General features: G+C 62.3%; 12 protein-coding genes. 5 read left to right on the forward strand and 7 right to left on the reverse strand.

Annotated features, from left to right (window positions below):
• Positions 1-315 precede the first annotated feature (315 nt).
• The 5 genes from QTJ18_RS05030 to QTJ18_RS05050 form a co-directional block, all read right to left on the reverse strand.
• A complete protein-coding gene (locus QTJ18_RS05030) occupies positions 316-3,051 on the reverse strand; it encodes a DNA translocase FtsK (protein ID WP_252753107.1) in 2,736 nt (911 codons plus the stop codon).
• A 295-nt stretch (positions 3,052-3,346) separates the two neighbouring features.
• Positions 3,347-4,741, reverse strand: coding sequence for a dihydrolipoyl dehydrogenase (lpdA, locus tag QTJ18_RS05035; protein ID WP_252753106.1), 1,395 nt, complete (start codon positions 4,739-4,741; stop codon positions 3,347-3,349).
• A gap of 3 nt (positions 4,742-4,744) precedes the next feature.
• A complete protein-coding gene (locus tag QTJ18_RS05040) occupies positions 4,745-6,148 on the reverse strand; it encodes a dihydrolipoamide acetyltransferase family protein (RefSeq protein ID WP_252753105.1) in 1,404 nt (467 codons plus the stop codon).
• Position 6,149: 1 nt separating this feature from the next.
• Complete coding sequence (locus QTJ18_RS05045; RefSeq protein WP_252753104.1) at positions 6,150-7,163, reverse strand: alpha-ketoacid dehydrogenase subunit beta; 1,014 nt, start codon at positions 7,161-7,163, stop codon at positions 6,150-6,152.
• A gap of 1 nt (position 7,164) precedes the next feature.
• The gene (locus QTJ18_RS05050) at positions 7,165-8,400 is read right to left on the reverse strand and encodes a thiamine pyrophosphate-dependent enzyme (RefSeq protein WP_252753103.1); all 1,236 of its coding nucleotides are present in this window, start codon (positions 8,398-8,400) and stop codon (positions 7,165-7,167) included.
• A 574-nt stretch (positions 8,401-8,974) separates the two neighbouring features.
• Between QTJ18_RS05050 and QTJ18_RS05055 the strand changes: the two genes are divergently transcribed.
• A complete protein-coding gene (locus tag QTJ18_RS05055; protein WP_252753102.1) occupies positions 8,975-10,552 on the forward strand; it encodes a glycosyltransferase family 39 protein in 1,578 nt (525 codons plus the stop codon).
• Positions 10,553-10,724: 172 nt separating this feature from the next.
• Positions 10,725-11,459, forward strand: coding sequence for a FadR/GntR family transcriptional regulator (locus QTJ18_RS05060; protein ID WP_252753312.1), 735 nt, complete (start codon positions 10,725-10,727; stop codon positions 11,457-11,459).
• A 93-nt stretch (positions 11,460-11,552) separates the two neighbouring features.
• Here the strand turns inward: QTJ18_RS05060 and QTJ18_RS05065 are convergent, their stop codons facing one another.
• Together QTJ18_RS05065 and QTJ18_RS05070 are read right to left on the reverse strand one after the other, a co-directional pair.
• Positions 11,553-12,344 carry a carbohydrate-binding protein gene (locus QTJ18_RS05065; protein WP_252753101.1) on the reverse strand — a complete coding sequence of 264 codons (792 nt, stop codon included), beginning with the start codon at positions 12,342-12,344 and terminating at the stop codon, positions 11,553-11,555.
• Positions 12,345-12,355: 11 nt separating this feature from the next.
• The gene (locus QTJ18_RS05070) at positions 12,356-14,152 is read right to left on the reverse strand and encodes a heparinase II/III domain-containing protein (protein ID WP_489667210.1); all 1,797 of its coding nucleotides are present in this window, start codon (positions 14,150-14,152) and stop codon (positions 12,356-12,358) included.
• Between the two features lie 260 nt (positions 14,153-14,412).
• On the opposite strand from QTJ18_RS05070, the gene QTJ18_RS05075 reads away from it, so the two are divergent.
• The 3 genes from QTJ18_RS05075 to QTJ18_RS05085 are packed head-to-tail and all read left to right on the forward strand — an operon-like array spanning position 14,413 to position 17,362.
• Entirely contained in the window at positions 14,413-15,342 is a 930-nt protein-coding gene (locus tag QTJ18_RS05075; RefSeq protein WP_252753310.1) for a carbohydrate ABC transporter permease, read from the forward strand.
• 5 nt (positions 15,343-15,347) lie between these two features.
• A complete protein-coding gene (locus QTJ18_RS05080; RefSeq protein ID WP_252753100.1) occupies positions 15,348-16,184 on the forward strand; it encodes a carbohydrate ABC transporter permease in 837 nt (278 codons plus the stop codon).
• 5 nt (positions 16,185-16,189) lie between these two features.
• Positions 16,190-17,362: a glycoside hydrolase family 88 protein gene (locus QTJ18_RS05085; protein WP_252753099.1), complete on the forward strand. Its 1,173-nt coding sequence runs from the start codon at positions 16,190-16,192 to the stop codon at positions 17,360-17,362.
• Positions 17,363-17,375 lie beyond the last annotated feature (13 nt).

Below are 17,375 nucleotides of genomic sequence, written 5' to 3' on the forward strand. Positions count from 1 at the left end.
GTCATCGGGTGTCCGCAGGGGCCACGGCGAACCTTCCGAAGAGGGCCGAGGTGGAGCTTCGCTCAAGGCGAACAGGATATAGGAGATCTCCTGCACCGCGCAAATGGGACAGAGGCGGCTGCAGGACCACGTCTCGACAAAGTTTTCTGCCGGTGTGTCACAAGTGCTTCATAATCGATGACCACCGGAACGCGATGAGGCCAGGGCCGCATGACGCGTCCTGGCCTAACCATTACTTTAGCAAACCGTAATATCTACTGAGCCTCGCCAGAACTTTTGACAGACAAGGCTCAGACCACAGTCAGTCGAGGGGTATTATTCCTCACCCTGCGAAACGCCGGTCTTGCCGGAGATGATCTCCCGCTTTCCGACATGGTTGGCCGGGCCGACAAGCCCCTCCTGCTCCATGCGTTCCACCAGCGAGGCAGCGCGGTTATAGCCGATCGACAGGCGGCGCTGGATGTAGGATGTCGAGCATTTGCGGTCCTTCATCACGACCTTCACGGCCTTGTCGTAGAGATCGTCACCATCCTCGGAACCCATGGCGGATTTGTCGAAGACCGCTCCGTCAGCTTCCTGCTCCTCGTCCACCTCGTTCTCGTCTTCCGTCACGGTGCCCAGGTAATCCGGCCGCCCTTGCGCCTTCAGATGCGTCACCACATGCTCGACTTCAGCATCCGATACGAAAGGACCATGAACGCGCGACACCCGGCCGCCGCCGGCCATGTGCAGCATGTCGCCCTGGCCGAGAAGGTGCTCCGCACCCTGCTCGCCCAGGATCGTGCGGCTGTCGATCTTGGAGGTCACCTGGAACGAGATACGGGTCGGGAAATTGGCCTTGATCGTGCCGGTGATGACATCGACAGAGGGACGCTGGGTCGCCATGATCAGATGGATGCCGGCGGCACGCGCCATCTGTGCCAGGCGCTGGATGGCGCCTTCGATTTCCTTGCCGGCCACCATCATCAGGTCGGCCATTTCATCGACCACCACCACGATATAGGGCATGGGCGACAGATCGAGTTCCTGATCCTCGTAGACGATCTCGCCGGTATTGCGATCAAAACCGGTCTGCACGCTGACGGTGATCGTTTCACCCTTCTCGCGCGCCTGAGCTGCCCGGGCATTGTAGCCGTCGATATTGCGCACGCCGAGCCGCGACATCTTGCGATAGCGGTCCTCCATCTCGCGCACGGCCCATTTCAGCGCCAGAACGGCCTTCTTCGGATCCGTGACAACCGGCGTGAGGAGATGCGGGATTCCGTCATAGACGGAGAGTTCCAGCATTTTCGGATCGATCATGATCAGGCGGCATTCTTCCGGGCGCAACCGGTAAAGCAGCGACAGAATCATGGTATTGATCGCGACGGATTTGCCCGAGCCGGTGGTGCCGGCGACCAGCAGATGCGGCATTTTGGCCAGTTCCGCAATCACCGGCTCGCCGCCGATCGTCTTGCCGAGGCAGAGCGGCAGGCGATGCTTGGTTTCCCAATAATCCTCGCACTCGATCAGTTCGCGGAAAAACACCATTTCCCGGACATGGTTCGGCAGTTCGATGCCAATCACGTTTCGGCCGGGGACCACGGCCACGCGCGCGGAAAGCGCCGACATGGACCGGGCAATATCGTCGGCAAGGCCGATCACCCGCGAGGATTTCACGCCCGGCGCCGGCTCGAATTCATAGAGCGTGACGACCGGCCCCGGCCGCACATCGATGATCTCGCCCTTGACGCCGAAATCCTCCAAAATGCTTTCCAGCAAACCGGCACTCTGTTGCAGCGTGTCCGGCTGCATGGCCTCGGTCTGCTGACCATAGGGCTTCTGCAGCAGCGAGATTGGCGGGAATTCGTAGGAATCATCGCTCTGGCGAACGGTCATGGCGCCCTGCAAGCCGAGAAGACCCTGCGGCTTGCGGCGTGTCGAGCCCGCCTCTGTCGTCATGACCGGGGGCTTCGGTGCAAAGGCCTCGCCAGAGTCTGGCATCAGGATCTCGGACCGCGTGCCATCGGCGGCGGGAGCGGCCGTTTGCGAGGATGCGACGCCTGCCTGTCTGGCATCGGCAGCCTGGCCGGCCATGACCTGCAGGGTTGCCGGAGCGGCTTGCGGATCTGTTCCTTCCGGCAGGACCTGCGCGCCGGCGGAGGATTGCATGACACGATCGACGAGCGCGGCAACCGTTTCCATCTCTCCAGGCGCGACAGACAAAGGCGGCACGACCGGCATCGGCGCCACGGCCATGCCCTGAACCGGCAAAGCCTTTGCGACTGTTGCCCGGTCGGAAAGCCGGACTTCACGGTAAAATGCGGTGACCGGCCCGGCTGAAGTCGCCTGGCGCCGCTGAACATTCTGCAAGGACGGACGCGCATCGACTGCCGGTCTTCCCAAAGCCGGGCGAAGAGCGCCCTGCTGCAAAGGGCCGGCTGCGGCGTTGGGAGCGGCTGTATATACCGGCGCCGTTGCCGGCAGATCGCCGAGCATCCCGCCTTCGAAAAAGGCAAAATCCGACAGCCAAAGCGGCAATGCGCCAGGCATGGTGCTGGGCTTGGAAGCGGCAGCCATATCCTTTGCCGAAGCGGCGCTGGCCGACACGGGATACGTGACCGGATAAGTCGGCGCGGGCGCCACCTCCACCTGCGGCGGCACTGCAGGCACCTCTACAGGCCTGGCGCGCTTGAAAATCAGCGCACGGGGTGACGGTTCGGGCTTCACCTTCGGCTTTTGCGGCAGATTGAGAGCTGGCGGCTGGTGCAGGGCCGTCGCCGCGCCGGTCAAAGCCTGGACCAGGATTTCCGGCGCGAAAGCGGGATCCGAGGGGCCGGCGAGCGGCAGATCCACTGGCTCGACAAGACGCTCCGCGGCCGCCGGCATCCGCTCTTCAGGCGACACCGCCTGAACCTGATCGCGCGCTCGCGGACGCGCCAATGCGGCTTCCGGCGTGCGGGTGAAACGGACATTGGGTGCCAGCTTGAAGGCCGCCTGCCACGGCGCCTGTTCAATGGTCGCCTCGTTTGGATCGACCTGCGGACGCGGCGCAGCATGACCAGGTTTCATCGGGCCTCCTTGTGTATCCTCAGTCTGGGTTTCGGAGGCTTTGGAAAAGTTTGTTCTGGGAAACTGCATGACACCGACCACATACTCACTTGGCAGCTCTATGAAGTAGAAAATAAAGGTTAATGCCGCGTTTCGACGGGCCCTATCCCGGTTCATATTTTATCAGGGACAGGACCCGGGCCGACCGGGATCCACCAGATCAAGATACTGGAAAATATAGATATTCGCCGATTTTACACCGCTGAGGCAGGTGCGGGCGGCCGCGACGGCGCCGGGTCGCCGCGCATGCGGAGCATCAGGCGTGAAGCGCCTTCCCAAGGGCCGACAACGCAACCTCCTGCAGGGTTTCCGAGAGGGTCGGATGTGCATGAATGGTGGCGGCAAGATCCGTCACGGTGGCACACATTTCAACTGCAAGCCCGAATTCGCCAACCAGTTCGGCACAGCCTGCGCCGACGGCCTGGAAACCGAGCACAAGCCCTGATTTGGCTTCGTGCACGATGCGGACGAAGCCGTCCGACCGTTCGAGAGTCAAAGCGCGTCCATTGGCCCGCATCGGATAGGATGCGACCTCCACCTGATGGCCGGCCGCCTTCGCCTGAGCCGGCAGCATTCCGACCACCACCACCTCCGGGTCGGTGAAGCAGACGGCCGGGATGACGCGCTTGTCCCAGCGTGCCGGATGGCCGGCGATGACATCCGCAACAAGCTCGCCCTGCGCCATGGCGCGATGGGCAAGCATTGGCTCCCCGGTGACGTCGCCAATGGCATAGACGCCGCGCATGGATGTCTGGCAACGGTCGTTGATGCGCAGGAACGGGCCCTGCATATCCAGGCCCAGGCTCTCTAATCCGAATCCCTGCAGGGCGGGCTTTCGCCCGACAGTGACCAGCACCTTTTCCGCCGGCACCTGTTCGACAGCGTCACCCTTGCGCACGGAAAGCAGGCCCCGCTGCGGATCATGGGCCTGTGCCACGGAATCGAAGCTGAGAGAAACGCCAAGCGCCTTCAGCCGGGCGCTGATCGGCTTTGACAGGTCCTCGTCATAATGCGGCAGAATATGGGGTTTGGCCTCGATGATGGAAACCCTGGCGCCGAGCTTGGCGAAGGCGGTGCCGATCTCCAGGCCGATATAGCCACCGCCCACAACCGCCAGCGACTCCGGAACCTCAGTCAGCGCGAGGGCCTCGGTGGAGGAGAGAATATCGCCGCCGAATGGCAGTGCCGGAACCGTCACAGGAGTGGAGCCCGTCGCGATCACAAGGTTCTGGCAGGCGATGCGCACCGATCCCTCGCCGGTCTCCACCTGCACCGTCTTGCCGTCCAGAACGGTGGCCATGCCGGTCATCACATCGACGCCTGCCTTGCGCAGCAAGCCGGCGACACCACCGGTCAGCTGGCGGACGATGCCGTCTTTCCAGCTCATGGTGCGCGACAGATCGATCGCCGCGCTTTGCGCAGAAATACCGAGCCTGGAGTGGCCGGCGGCCGCTTCCTTCACGCAGTGGAACTCATCCGCCGCATGGATCAGCGCCTTTGAGGGGATGCAGCCGATATTGAGGCAGGTGCCGCCCACCGCCTGCTTTTCGACGATGATCGTCTTTTGCCCGAGCTGGCCGGCGCGGATCGCCGCGACATAGCCTCCGGGGCCGGCCCCGATGACAAGGACATCGCAGGAGAGATCGGTCATCTGTCAGTCCTTCATGAAAATTAGGGCCGGGGTTTCCAGCAGGGTCTTCATCTTCTGAACGAATACCGCCGCGTCGAAGCCGTCGATGATGCGGTGGTCGAAACTGGCGGAGATGTTCATCATCATCCGCGGCACGAAGGCAGAGCCGTTCCAGCTTGGCCGCATGGCCATGCGGTTGATCCCGAGGATCGCCACTTCCGGCTTGTTGATGATGGGTGTGGTGGCGATGGCGCCGAGCGGCCCCAGCGAGGTTATGGTGATGGTCGAGCCCGACAATTCCTCGCGCTTCGCCTTGTTGCTGCGGCAGGCGTCCGAAAGCCGGGTGATCTCTCCGGCCATGTCGAAGAGAGACCGGTCCTGGGCGTGGCGCAAGACCGGCACCATGAGACCGCCATCCGTCATGGTCGCAATGCCGATATGGACGGCGCTCGAATAGAAGACCTGATCAGCTTCATCGTCATAACGCGCGAAGACTTTCGGCGATGTCTCGCGGGCCTTGACCAGCGCCGCCGCCACCAGCGGCAGGAGGGTCAGCTTCGGCTTGTCGCCGCGGGTCTCGTTGAGCCTTGCACGCAAAGCCTCGATCTCCGTGACATCCACCTCCTCGACGACCGTGATATGCGGGATGGCGGCATTGGCCTCGCTCATGCGCCGCGCGATCATCCGCCGGAGCCCTGTCACCTTGACGGTTTCGACGATCTCCTCCGACGGCTGCGAAGGCGAGGCAGTCCCCCTCCCCGGGCGGATCTCCTGCTGCCGCCCGTCGTCGAACCACTGATCGAGATCGCTATGGGTGATCCGCCCGGCCGGCCCGGTGCCCGCAACCCGTCGCAGATCGATCCCAGCCTCACGCGCCCGCTGGCGCACGGCAGGGGACGCCAGGACGGCGGCGCCTTCGGGCCGGACCGGTGCAACCCGCATCGGGTCCGGCATGCGAGGAGCGGCATGGCTCTTGTCCGCCGAAAGGCTGTTTGCATCGGCAACTGCCGACGCGATTGCCGCCTGGGCGCCATGCGCCGCTGCAGCCGGGGGCTCGGCCTCGGCCTGCGCCGGCGCTTCATTCTCCGCCTCTTGCTGCAGGGCATCGTCAGGTGGCGCAGACGCGACTGGCGGTGCGCCGGCGCTGTCCGCCGTCGCGTGCATCTCCGGCGTTCCGCCCTTCGAGGCATCGTCCTCGATGCGGATGAGATCCGATCCGATCGCCAGCGTCTTGCCGACCTCCCCGCCGATCCACACCACGGTGCCGCCATAGGCGGAGGTGATCTCGACCGTCGCCTTGTCCGTCATGACGGCCGCGATCGGATCGTCCTCACGCACGAAATCTCCGATCTTGACCAGGATTTCGGCGACTTCCGCCTCGGTCACACCTTCCCCCACATCCGGCAGGCGAATTGTCTTGATGGCCATGTCAGACCTCCATTACCGCTTGAAGTGCCCGGCGAACGCGATCCTGTCCGGGAAAGTAATCCCATTCCAGCGCATGGGGATAAGGCGCATCCCAGCCCGTCACGCGCTGGATGGGCGCCTCGAGATGGTAGAAGCAGGCCTCCTGCACGCAGGCGATGATCTCCCCCGCCAGGCCGGAGGTCTTGGTTGCCTCGTGCAGCACGATACAGCGTCCCGTCTTGCGGACCGATTCCTCGATCGCAGCGAGATCCAGCGGCAGAAGCGACCGCAGATCGATGATCTCCGCATCGATCCCCGCCTTCTCCACCGCGGCCTCGGCCACGAAGACCATTGTGCCATAGGTGATGATGGTGACGGCTTCGCCCTCACGGTGGATGCGCGCCTTGCCGAGCGGAACCGAGTAATAGCCCTCCGGCACCTGGCCGAGCGGATGGTTCTTCCAATTTTGCGACGGCGCCTTGTGGTCGCCGTTGAAAGGCCCGTTATAGAGACGCTTGGGTTCCAGGAAAATGACCGGATCGGGATCCTCGATGGACGCGATCAACAGCCCCTTGGCATCATAGGGCGTGGCCGGCTGCACGACCTTCAGTCCCGCCACATGGGTGAAAAGCGCTTCCGGGCTCTGGCTGTGCGTCTGGCCGCCGAAAATGCCGCCGCCGGTCGGCATGCGGATCACCATCGGACAGGAAAATTCTTCGTTCGAGCGGTGCCGGATTCGTGCGGCTTCCTGGGTGATCTGGTCGTAGGCGGGATACATGTAGTCGGCGAACTGGATTTCGACGCAGGGTTTCATGCCCTGGGTCGCCATCCCGATCCCGAGCCCCACGATGGCGCTCTCGTTGATCGGCGTATCGAAGACCCGCTCCTCGCCGAATTTGGTCTGGAGGCCGGCCGTACAGCGGAAGACGCCGCCGAAATAGCCGACATCCTCGCCGAATATCACCACTTTGGGATCGCGGGAGAGCATGACGTCCATGGCGTCGCGCAAGGCCTCGATCATGGTCATGTTTGCCATGTCAGACCCCCATTTCCTGACGCTGCCTGCGGATGTGCTCCGGCGTATCGGCATAGACCCCCTTGAAGAGGCTGGCGCCGGGAATGGGTTGGGGATCGAGCATGGTGCCGGCCGCCTCCACCCGCTTCTGAACCTCGATGACCTCCGCCAGGATCTCCGACTCCGCCTGCACATGGCGGGCTTCGCTCCACTCGTCGATCAGGATCAGATGCTGTTTGAGCCGTTCGATGGGATCGCCGAGCGGCCAGGCCTTGGCTTCATCCTTGGGGCGATAGGCGCTCGGATCATCCGACGAGGAATGGGCGCCGACCCGATAGGTGTACCACTCGATCAGGACCGCGCCATGGCCCTGGCGCACCCGTTCCGTCGCCCATTTGGAGGCGGCCAGGACGGCGAGATAATCATTGCCGTCCACCCGGATCGCCGGAATCCCGTAGCCCAGCGCGCGGGCCGCATAGGTCCGGCCATGGCCGCGGGCGACACCGGTATAGGTGGAAATGGCCCATTGGTTGTTGACGACGTTCAGGATGACCGGCGGCCAATAGGACGAGGCGGAGAGAAGGGCGGTATGGAAATCGTTGGCCGCCGTCGATCCGTCGCCGATCCAGCCGATGGCGATCGTATCCTGCCCTGTCAGCGCATTGGCCATGGCCCAGCCGACGGCATGCACATATTGCGTGCCGAGATTGCCGGACACCGTGAAATATCCATACTCCCGTGCCGAATGCAGCGTCGGCAACTGTCGGCCCAGAAGCGGATCGAAACTGTTGGAATAGAACTGGCCCATCAGCTTTTCCAACGGGTAGCCGGCAGCGATCAGCAGGCCCTGCTGCCGATAGGTGGGAAAGTTCATGTCTCCCTTGCGCAGATAGCGCTGGAAACCGCAGCCCACGGCTTCCTCGCCGATGCCCTGGATATAGAAGGACATCTTCCCCTGCCGCTGGGCATTCATCATCCGCATGTCGATGATGCGCGACTTCATCATGTCGCGCAGTCCGCTGCGCAAGGCATCCGGGTCCTCGAGCGCGAGATACTCCGCCCAGGGCCCCACAGCCTCGCCGGCATCATTCAGCACCCGGACGAGCGAATTTGCATGATCGATGCAATCCTGCGCCGCCACATCATGGGCCAGGACCGGGAGCGTGCCGGCCTGCGGGATCTCCAGGGATGAAAAATCAGGCTTGTCTCCCGGACGGGCCGGCGGATGGGCAAACTGCAATTTGATATGCGAAGTCACTCTCTTCTCCTCCAAGGAAGTGCATTCGTGCGGCCACCTCTTGCGGTGGCTTGGGAGCCGGACCCAAGTGGTCCGTTCCTCGCAGGCGAGGCGACGCTGTCGCCGGTACGCGTTCGGCAAGCGACGGCACGGCTTTCCTGCCGTCTCCAGTCGTCACGCTTCAGATTTCGTCGGGATCGTCCTCAATCGACATGTCGGCCTCCTCCCAAAGGCAACATTCGCTCGCTCCAAATCGGAGTGTAGCGAGGCGGAATTGAAATGTCTGAACTTTGTTCGCGCAGCTTTTGATCTTATCTGACCCGCAGAGCATGATCGCGTGAAACTCTCGGTCGCAGACCAAGCCGCGGGCTAGCCAGCGCGGGCCGCTGCGACGCGCATCTCGGTGGCAATGTGGCGCCGATCGTTGATAATGGCGAAGAGCGTACCGGACCAATCGGACGCTTGAGTGTTTTGGATAAGAGAGCAGCAACCCCTTGTTTCAGGGTTTTGACACGGATATCGGTTTCCAGCCGCTGGAGCATCTATCAGATTTGAGGATGCGCCAGACAGAACGACGTGGAAATGAAGAAAAAGCATGCGGACGCTTGTCAGATCAGCAGCAGCGGAAGGGTTCAGCCAGGCGCGAAGCGTCCTGATGCGCCTCGTCTACAGCCTGGTGACGAAACCCTACGCACTCTTTGGTCTGTTTGCGGCCTATTTCCTGCTCCAGACATTGATCCGCACCTTCCTCTCGCCTGCTTTGCGAATCGATGAGGCACAGCAGGTTCTCTTCGATCAATGGCTGGCTTTCGGGTACGACGCACAGCCGCCGCTCTACAACTGGTACCAGCAGATCCTGTTTTCCGTGTTCGGGATCTCGATCGCCGGCATTGCAATTGCGAAAAATCTCGTCCTCTTTCTGATCTTCTTCTTCTACATCAAGACCGCGAGGCTCGTTCTGACCGACCGGCGCCTGGTCGCTGTCGCGGCATTTGCGCTCTTCGTCATTCCGCAGGTCTTCTGGCAGGCGCAGCGCGACCTGACCCACACGACCATGCTGATGCTGAGCGTGACGCTGCTCCTCTACCTGATCGTGAAGGTCATCCAATCCGCCAGCCTGTCGCTCTATATCGGCATCGGCCTCTGCGTGGGCATGGCCTTTCTGTCCAAATACAACAGCCTCATTATTCTACCGGCGGTGCTTTTCTCCGTCTGGCAGCATCCGGTCGGGCGCGCCCGAATTCTCGATCGAAGGTTTCTGGTCTCCGTCGCGATCGCGGCCGTTCTGTGTGTCCCTCACCTTCTCTGGCTCTTCGACAATCTCGGCCTGGCCTCGGATGTCACGCTGCAACGCATGGCCGAGGACGCGCCGCGCGGCCGCCTGCTGCAGATCGCACTCGGCATTCTGACCTTCATCGGCGGGGCGGCCGTCATCAGCTGCGTTCCGGTAGCGCTGATCGCCCTGTCGCTGCGAGCGGGCGCAACGCCGAGGGAGCCGACCGGGAACCGTGACTGGTATCGCTTCTTCCGGACCTATTTCATTGCCATCGGCATCATCATGCTGGTGCTTATCTGCGTCATGACGCTGACGGAAATCCGCGACCGCTGGCTCCTGCCGCTGTTCATGCCCCTGCCGCTGCTTGCAACGCTCTGGCTCGAGCAGTCAGGCTTCAATCTCGCCCGTTTCGTCTCGCGATTCGTGCCGATCGGTCTTGTCACGATGGTGCTGGTGCCTCTGGCCATTCTCGTCTCCCTGCCGCTGATGGCGCTGATCGGGCAGCGAACGAGCTCGAACTACGACTGGAAGGCGTTTGCCACCTGGTTCGAAACTCACGAGACACTCTCCCCCGCCCTGATCGTCACGGGCGACTGGCGGACGGGCGGCAACCTGCGCTTCCAGTTCAAGGATGTCCCGGTGGTGACCATCACCTATGGTGACTTCGTGCCGGCAATCGACGTCTCCGACGCGCGGCCTATCCTCCTAGTCCAGACAACGGGCACGGAGAATTTTGCCGAAATGCAGGCCTGGCTGGCGAGGACCTATCACTTCCAGGTCGATATCAGCGACATCCGGTCCGTCGAGATCCCGATGTATGTGCCCACCAGAGACGAGACCCTTCGCTTCAACTACGCGCTGATCCGGCCTGCCGACATCACCGTCATCGGCAACTGACCCGCAGTTTGACGCCAGAGCCGGTCAAGCGCCGGCTGAACGCAGTCCGCCGCCTGCCAAATTCGTCATATGTATCCCAACTTTTCAAAGAAAGAGTTGTAGATCCGCGAAATTCATCATACCTAATAAGGGGAAATCTTACCGCAACGGACTGGTGCGTGGACCTGTGACGATACAAACGAAAACTCGCGGCCGTCAGACAGGCTCTCTGGTTTCGAAAGTGAGCGACAGTCTGCGTCAGGCCATTCTCAGCGGCGACTATTCGCCCGGCGAGCGTCTGCCGAGTGAGATCGAACTGACCGAGGCGCATGGCGTGAGCCGAACCGTCATTCGCGAAGCGATCGCCGCTCTGCGCTGCGATGGGCTGGTCGATGTCCGTCAGGGCGCAGGCATTTTCGTTCTTCGGCCGGCGCATGCCAAACCAGCCGCACCAGGCGTCGACCGCCAGAGCCTGTCCTCCGACCTCGAAGTGCTTGAGGTCCGGACGCCCTTGGAAATCGAGGCGGCGGGGCTGGCGGCCCAGCGGCGCTCCCCGGCCCAGGAAGAGGCGATCTTCGCCTGCCATGCAAGGCTTCTCGCCTGCATCGAGGCCGATCAGTCGATCCGCGAGGCCGATCTTGCCCTGCATATGGCGATTGCCACGGCCACCAATAATCCGCTCTTCATGGCGTTTCTCGAACAATACGGCCCGGCTGCCATACCGCAATCGAAAGTGGTTCCGGAGCATCAGGGCGCCCAGCAGACCGCCTATCGTCGCCTGATCCACAAGGAGCACGAGGCGATCATTCTGGCGATCTCCGACCGCGACGACGCCGCCGCGCGCGATGCGATGCAGGCCCATCTACGCGGCAGCCAGATGCGCTACCGGGACATGCTGCGCGACATGCGCGGCATCTCCCAGGGCTGATCGTATCCACTGCATATCAAGGGCATTGCAAGCGCCCGCTGAGGAGCACGCCCTCGTTGCCGCCGCCTTGCGCCGGCCTGGCTCGACAGGGTTTCAACCTTGCGTCTCGGAGCCCCAGAATTCAATCTGCGTCAGGGCCGGGTACGGGGACGGATCGTCGGCCTTGATCAGCGTGTGAAGCTTTGCCCATTCCACCACCCGCCGCTCAAGCGGAAAACGCTGGCCGTTGCCGGACTTGCGCAGCGACAATTGCGCGAGGCTGCCATCGGAGAAACTGATGCTGGCGCCCTGCCACCAGGCGTCGTGGGGGAAATCGGCCCGCAGATAAAGCACCACCTCGTCCAGGAGCACCGGCCGGCCGAAGTGGAGCGTCAAGGCCGCCTCCGGATCGCGATTGATGCCCCAGCTGGTGAAAGGCCAGAAACCGTGATCATGGCTGGCCCTTTCGCCATCGATCGCATTGCGGGCCGCAAAGGCCGCCTCTCCGCGTGTTTCGACATTGGCCTCCGCATGCGGAAATACCGCCGCATTGCCGTGCTGATCGAAGGGATTGAGGGCAAGATTTCGGCGCGCAGCAACTTCGCAGGGCTCGGCCTGGCGGACCTGCAGGCGATGGAGCTGCCCCTCGAATGCGAGCGGCGCATAGGTCTTGCGTGCATCGGAAAAGGGGACGACAAAGGCATATGGCGCCTCAGTCAGGTACAAGAGCGCCGGCATGACCCCGGCATCCAGCGAGACCCATGCATGGCCGGCCTGCGAGGCGACAAGCTCAAGCCGGTCGCCTGGCTTATATTCCTCGCGATAGACAAGAACCGCCTCGCGCGCGCCGGTCGTCTCGCCCTTCACCGTGCCTGCCGCATCGATCACCCTGAGGGTCAGTTGCATTTCTTCTACTCCTAGATGATCGTCAGCGTCAGCGTCGGCCCGGACAGAGGCACGGCAATGCGATAGAGACGCTCGGGCCAGCTCTGGCGCAGACGGGCGTCGGAAATGATGATGGTCTCGGCGGTGATCGCCCCGGCGCCCTCGGTCAGGATTTCCGCAAGCTCGCCGAGCCGGATCCGCCCCGCCTCAATGCTTGGCTCCTCCACCGTCATCAGGGACAGGACGGCCGGCCGTTTGCCTAGATGCTCGTCGCGGATTTCGAGCGCCCGGCCGCGCAGCAGCCGGACCCGCCGCCAATAGCGTTCGACCTTCGCCTCCGGCGGATAGGCACCGGCGAGATCGAGTGAGATCTCCGCCTCCTCCTCGGCGAAACGGACCTGCTGGTCGCGCGCCGCAAAGGCCTCGCCATCCGCCTGCATCACCTCGCCGAAACTCGGCACATTGTGATAGGCTGACTGCATGGTCCAGATGTCGTAGCGACGGGGCGAAAAGGTCTTGGCGGTATAGGTCTCCACCCCGACATCGATGAGCAGAGGCCGACCATTCTTGTAGACGGTGAGACTGCCGACATCGTTGTGGTTATGGCTCTCGCCATTGTTGCCACCCTTGACGGCAACGGCAAATTGCGCGTCCCGGACGATGGCGAGGCCTATGCCCGGATAGAACCAGTCCGAGGCCGGCGGCGGTGGATCGGCCCAGCCGGCAATCTCCGCGGACGCCTCTATGGCCTGCAGGCGGTACCAGAGATTCCACTCCTCCTGCATCAAGGGCGAAGGCGACCGCCGCCAGCCTTCGGCTGCAAACGCCTGCAGCGCCGGCGAGCGTACCGCCCGGCCAAACAGGAATTCGCGCGCGCCGCAGGGTGGCACGATGGCGGCGGCATCGGCAAAATTGAAATAGCTGTCGCCGCTGACATGCATGCGCCAGATGAAGTCCGCCATATTGCGGATTTTCGGCTCCTGCCACACAGGCTCCATCAGGCCGGGCGAGGCCTTATCCAGCACGGTCATGGCGCCGAACAGACAGAGAGCCGCGTGGCGGTAATAGACGACCCCCTCTTCGCAGGCACCGTCTTCGGCGTAATCCTTGATGAAGGCGTCGAGGCTGTGCAGGGCCTTGTCGACCACCGCCTTGCGCTGACCCTGGGAGAAGGGCAGAAGGAAGCTTGCCAGAAGCACATTCTGGGTGATCCAGGCCGTCCAGTTGTTCATCCTCTCCTCGCCCCGGCCCATCCACCAGAAATGGCGGGAGAGATAAGGCTGCAGGATGCGCCGCTCGACCTCGCTTTCCAGCCGTCGCACAAGCGTCTCATCCGCAGCCGAGAGCGGCGCGCGCAAGAGCGAAAGAACGCTGGCTATATTGGCCGCCGTTTCGGCTGCGAAGAGATCGATCACCGGCTCGGCCGGATCCGGCAGGGGTTTGCGCGCTCCGCCACGCTCATAGGCATTGTGGGCGGGAAGCTGCCAGCCGCTTTCCTCCGCGATCAGCCAGAGGCCGTCGATGATCGCGTCAAGATAGCGGCCTTGCCGGGAGACGCATTCGGCCAGCACCAGGTGGTTGAGCTTCAGCCGGCGGGCGAAATACAGCGCCTCGAAACCGGCCCTGTCACCCGTCCGGACATAGGCACGATAGTGGCTGGCGAGAATTTGCGTCCAGGGTGTAGACAGCGCCTGCTCACCCTCTTCCAGCAAGATCTGGGCGAGCTTCGGATCGAGAGCATCGAAGGGAGAGGTCGTAGACGCTGTTTGCGCCAGGGGCGCAACATCCCGCAGGACAGGCGCCACAAAATTCGCTCGCTCTATGAACACGGCATTGCTCCTCCGCGGTCGCTTCCCCTGCAACCGCACGATCCACTTATCATACCTATTTTGGCTTATCCAGCAGATTGGTCATATCTAATAGGAATTTGTTTGACCACTGCAAAATCCATGCTATGCAGATCGTCGGAGGCCGACCCGCAGATCCTGCGGCCGGATAGCATGAAACGCGATTTTTTCGCAGACCCATCCGGTGGACATCCACGGATCCGGGCGGCAGGAGGAAACGGGTGAGCACGATAAGCCCAGTGATGTCAGACAGCCAGCGCCAGGTGGCCGGCCGCCGGAAAGTCCGCGTCGTGTCGAAGCGCCGGCGCCGGATCGAAGACGCGCTGATCGCCTATTCCTTCATTGCGCCCAATTTCCTGGGCTTTGCCATCTTCACGCTCGGGCCGATCCTCTTTGCTTTCGCGCTGGCCTTCATGCACTGGGACGGATCGAACCCGATCACCTTTGCCGGGCTGGACAATTTCTGGCGTCTTTTCGAAGACCCGGCCTTCATCGACGCCTTCTGGAACACGATCATCTACACGGCAGTGTCCGTTCCTTTGACTTTGGCCTGCGCGCTCGGCCTCGCCGTGCTTTTGAACCAGAAGATCTTCGGCCGGAATTTCTTCCGCACAGCCATGTTCTTTCCTTATGTCGCCTCCCTCGTCGCCGTGGCGGTCGTCTGGAACATGGTGTTCAACCCCGAAATGGGGCCCGTCAACATGCTGCTCTACACGATCGGCATCCCGCCGGAAAATCTGCCGGGCTGGGCCGCCGACCGCCATTGGGCCATGATCACGGTCATCCTGTTCGGGATCTGGAAGAGCATGGGCTATTATATGGTGATCTATCTTGCCGGCCTGCAGGGGATCAACTCCGAACTCTACGAGGCTGCCGGCCTCGACGGGGCGAATGCCTGGCAGAAATTCATCCACGTCACCCTGCCGCAGCTTGCCCCCACCACCTTCTTCGTCACAGTCATGCTGACGATCCAGTCCTTCAAGGTGTTCGACCAGGTCTACATGATCACCCAGGGCGGGCCAGGAACCTCGACGCTGGTGCTCGTCTACCACATTTATAACGAGGCCTTCATTTCCTGGGATCTCGGCTATTCCAGCATGATCGCCCTTGTTCTTTTCCTTCTGGTCCTGGTTGTCACCGTCGTCCAGTTCCGTCGGCAGCGGGAGGACTGATCGCCATGAAGATCGCTGGCCACAAGATCAAAGGCTCGACCCTCGCCGTCTACCTGACCGTGATCGTGATCACCGTCGTGATGCTGCTGCCATTCGCCTGGATGCTGTCCGCCTCGCTGAAGCTCGACCGCGATGTCTTCGCTTTCCCGATCGAATGGATCCCCGCGCAGCCGCGCTGGCAGAACTATGTCGACATCTGGACGAAGATCCCGCTCGCCCTGTTCATCTACAACACGTCCAAGCTGACGATCATCGTCACCATACTCCAGCTTCTGACCTCGAGTTTCGCGGCCTATGCCTTCGCCAAGCTCGATTTCCCTTACAAGAACACGCTGTTCCTCGGCTATATTGCGACCATCGCCATGCCCTGGCAGGTCTACATGGTCCCGCAATTCCTGCTGATGCGCGAGTTCGGCCTGAACAATACCCACCTCGCCCTGATCTTCCTGCAGGCTTTCACCGCCTTCGGCGTCTTCCTCATGCGGCAATTCTACATGTCGATCCCCAACGAGCTTTGCGAGGCGGCGCGGATCGACGGCATGAACGAGTATCAGATCTGGGCGAAGATCATGCTGCCCCTGTCGAAACCGGCTTTGTCGACGCTGACGATCTTCACCTTCGTCACGACCTGGAACGACTTTCTGGGGCCGATGATCTATCTGACGAAGACCGAGCTGAAGACCATCCAGATCGGCCTTCGCATGTTCATTTCGCAATATTCGGCCGAGTACGGACTGATCATGGCCGCCTCCGTGGTGGCGCTCATTCCGGTCCTCGTCGTCTTCCTGGCCCTGCAGCGCTTCTTCGTCGAAGGCGTCGCATCGTCAGGCTTGAAAGGTTGACCCCCATGGATGCCGCGCTGCGATCCGCCCCGACGCCGATTACCGATCAGGAGATTGCGGCGGCCCTCGATATTGCCGTAGACCAGGTGCGTCGCAACCTGCCGAGCTTCACCTATGCGGCGCAGAACCATTCCAGCGTCGGCAATCTCTATCCGCCGGTGGCCAATGACCAATGGACGGCCGGCTTCTGGCCGGGCGAAATCTGGCTGGCCTTCGAGCATAGCGGAGACAAGGTGTTCCGCTATGCGGCGCAGATCCAGGTGCAGAGCTTCCTGCACCGGATCGAGAACCGCATCGAGACCGATCACCACGACATGGGCTTCCTATATTCGCCCTCCTGCATCGCGGCGTGGAAACTGGTGGGCGACGAAGACGGGCGCAAGGCGGCGCTCCTGGCGGCCGACCAGCTCATTGAGCGCTACCAGCCGGTGGGCCAATTCATTCAGGCCTGGGGCCGCAAGGGCAATCCCGATGAGTACCGCTATATTATCGACTGCCTGCTCAACCTGCCGCTGCTCTACTGGGCAACGCGCGAAACGGGCGATGAGCGCTATCGCGAAATCGCACTGACCCATGCGCGCACCACGCTTGCCAATTCGGTCCGGCCTGACGATTCAACCTATCATACCTTCTACATGGATCCGGAAACCGGCGCCCCGGTGCGTGGCGCCACCAAGCAGGGCTATAGCGACGACAGCTTCTGGGCGCGCGGCCAGGCCTGGGGCATTGCGGGCATGGCGCTCTCCTATCGCTACGAGCGGCTGCCGGCCTACAGAGAAGCCTTCGAGCGCCTGCTGCGGTTTTATCTCGAAAGACTGCCGGCGGATCTCGTTCCCTATTGGGACCTGATCTTCACCGAAGGTTCGGACGAGCCGCGTGACAGCTCATCCGCATCCATCACGGCCTGCGGCCTCCTGGAGATGGCGGAGCTGGTCGAGCCGGAGGAGGCAGAGCGCTACCGCGATCTGGCCCGGCGGATGATGAAGAGCCTGACGGAAGCCTATGCCGTGAAGGACCCGGCCCTATCGAACGGCCTGGTCCTGCATGGCACCTATTCCAGGAAGACCCCGCACAATACCTGCCGCGGCGAAGGCGTCGACGAGTGCGTATCCTGGGGGGACTATTATTACATGGAAGCACTGACGCGCCTGTCGCGCCGCTGGTCTTCCTATTGGTGATCGCGTGAGGGGA

The sequence above is a fragment of the Rhizobium sp. SSA_523 genome, from assembly GCF_030435705.1.
Classification (GTDB): Bacteria; Pseudomonadota; Alphaproteobacteria; order Rhizobiales; family Rhizobiaceae; genus Neorhizobium.

Excerpts from the sequence above, each read along its gene's own strand:
- QTJ18_RS05030 (WP_252753107.1), bottom strand. The coding sequence starts at position 3,051 with ATGAAACCTGGTCATGCTGCGCCGCGTCCGCAGGTCGATCCAAACGAG.
- lpdA (WP_252753106.1), bottom strand. The coding sequence starts at position 4,741 with ATGACCGATCTCTCCTGCGATGTCCTTGTCATCGGGGCCGGCCCCGGA.
- QTJ18_RS05040 (WP_252753105.1), bottom strand. The coding sequence starts at position 6,148 with ATGGCCATCAAGACAATTCGCCTGCCGGATGTGGGGGAAGGTGTGACC.
- QTJ18_RS05045 (WP_252753104.1), bottom strand. The coding sequence starts at position 7,163 with ATGGCAAACATGACCATGATCGAGGCCTTGCGCGACGCCATGGACGTC.
- QTJ18_RS05055 (WP_252753102.1), top strand. The coding sequence starts at position 8,975 with ATGCGGACGCTTGTCAGATCAGCAGCAGCGGAAGGGTTCAGCCAGGCG.
- QTJ18_RS05065 (WP_252753101.1), bottom strand. The coding sequence starts at position 12,344 with ATGCAACTGACCCTCAGGGTGATCGATGCGGCAGGCACGGTGAAGGGC.
- QTJ18_RS05075 (WP_252753310.1), top strand. The coding sequence starts at position 14,413 with ATGTCAGACAGCCAGCGCCAGGTGGCCGGCCGCCGGAAAGTCCGCGTC.
- QTJ18_RS05080 (WP_252753100.1), top strand. The coding sequence starts at position 15,348 with ATGAAGATCGCTGGCCACAAGATCAAAGGCTCGACCCTCGCCGTCTAC.
- QTJ18_RS05085 (WP_252753099.1), top strand. The coding sequence starts at position 16,190 with ATGGATGCCGCGCTGCGATCCGCCCCGACGCCGATTACCGATCAGGAG.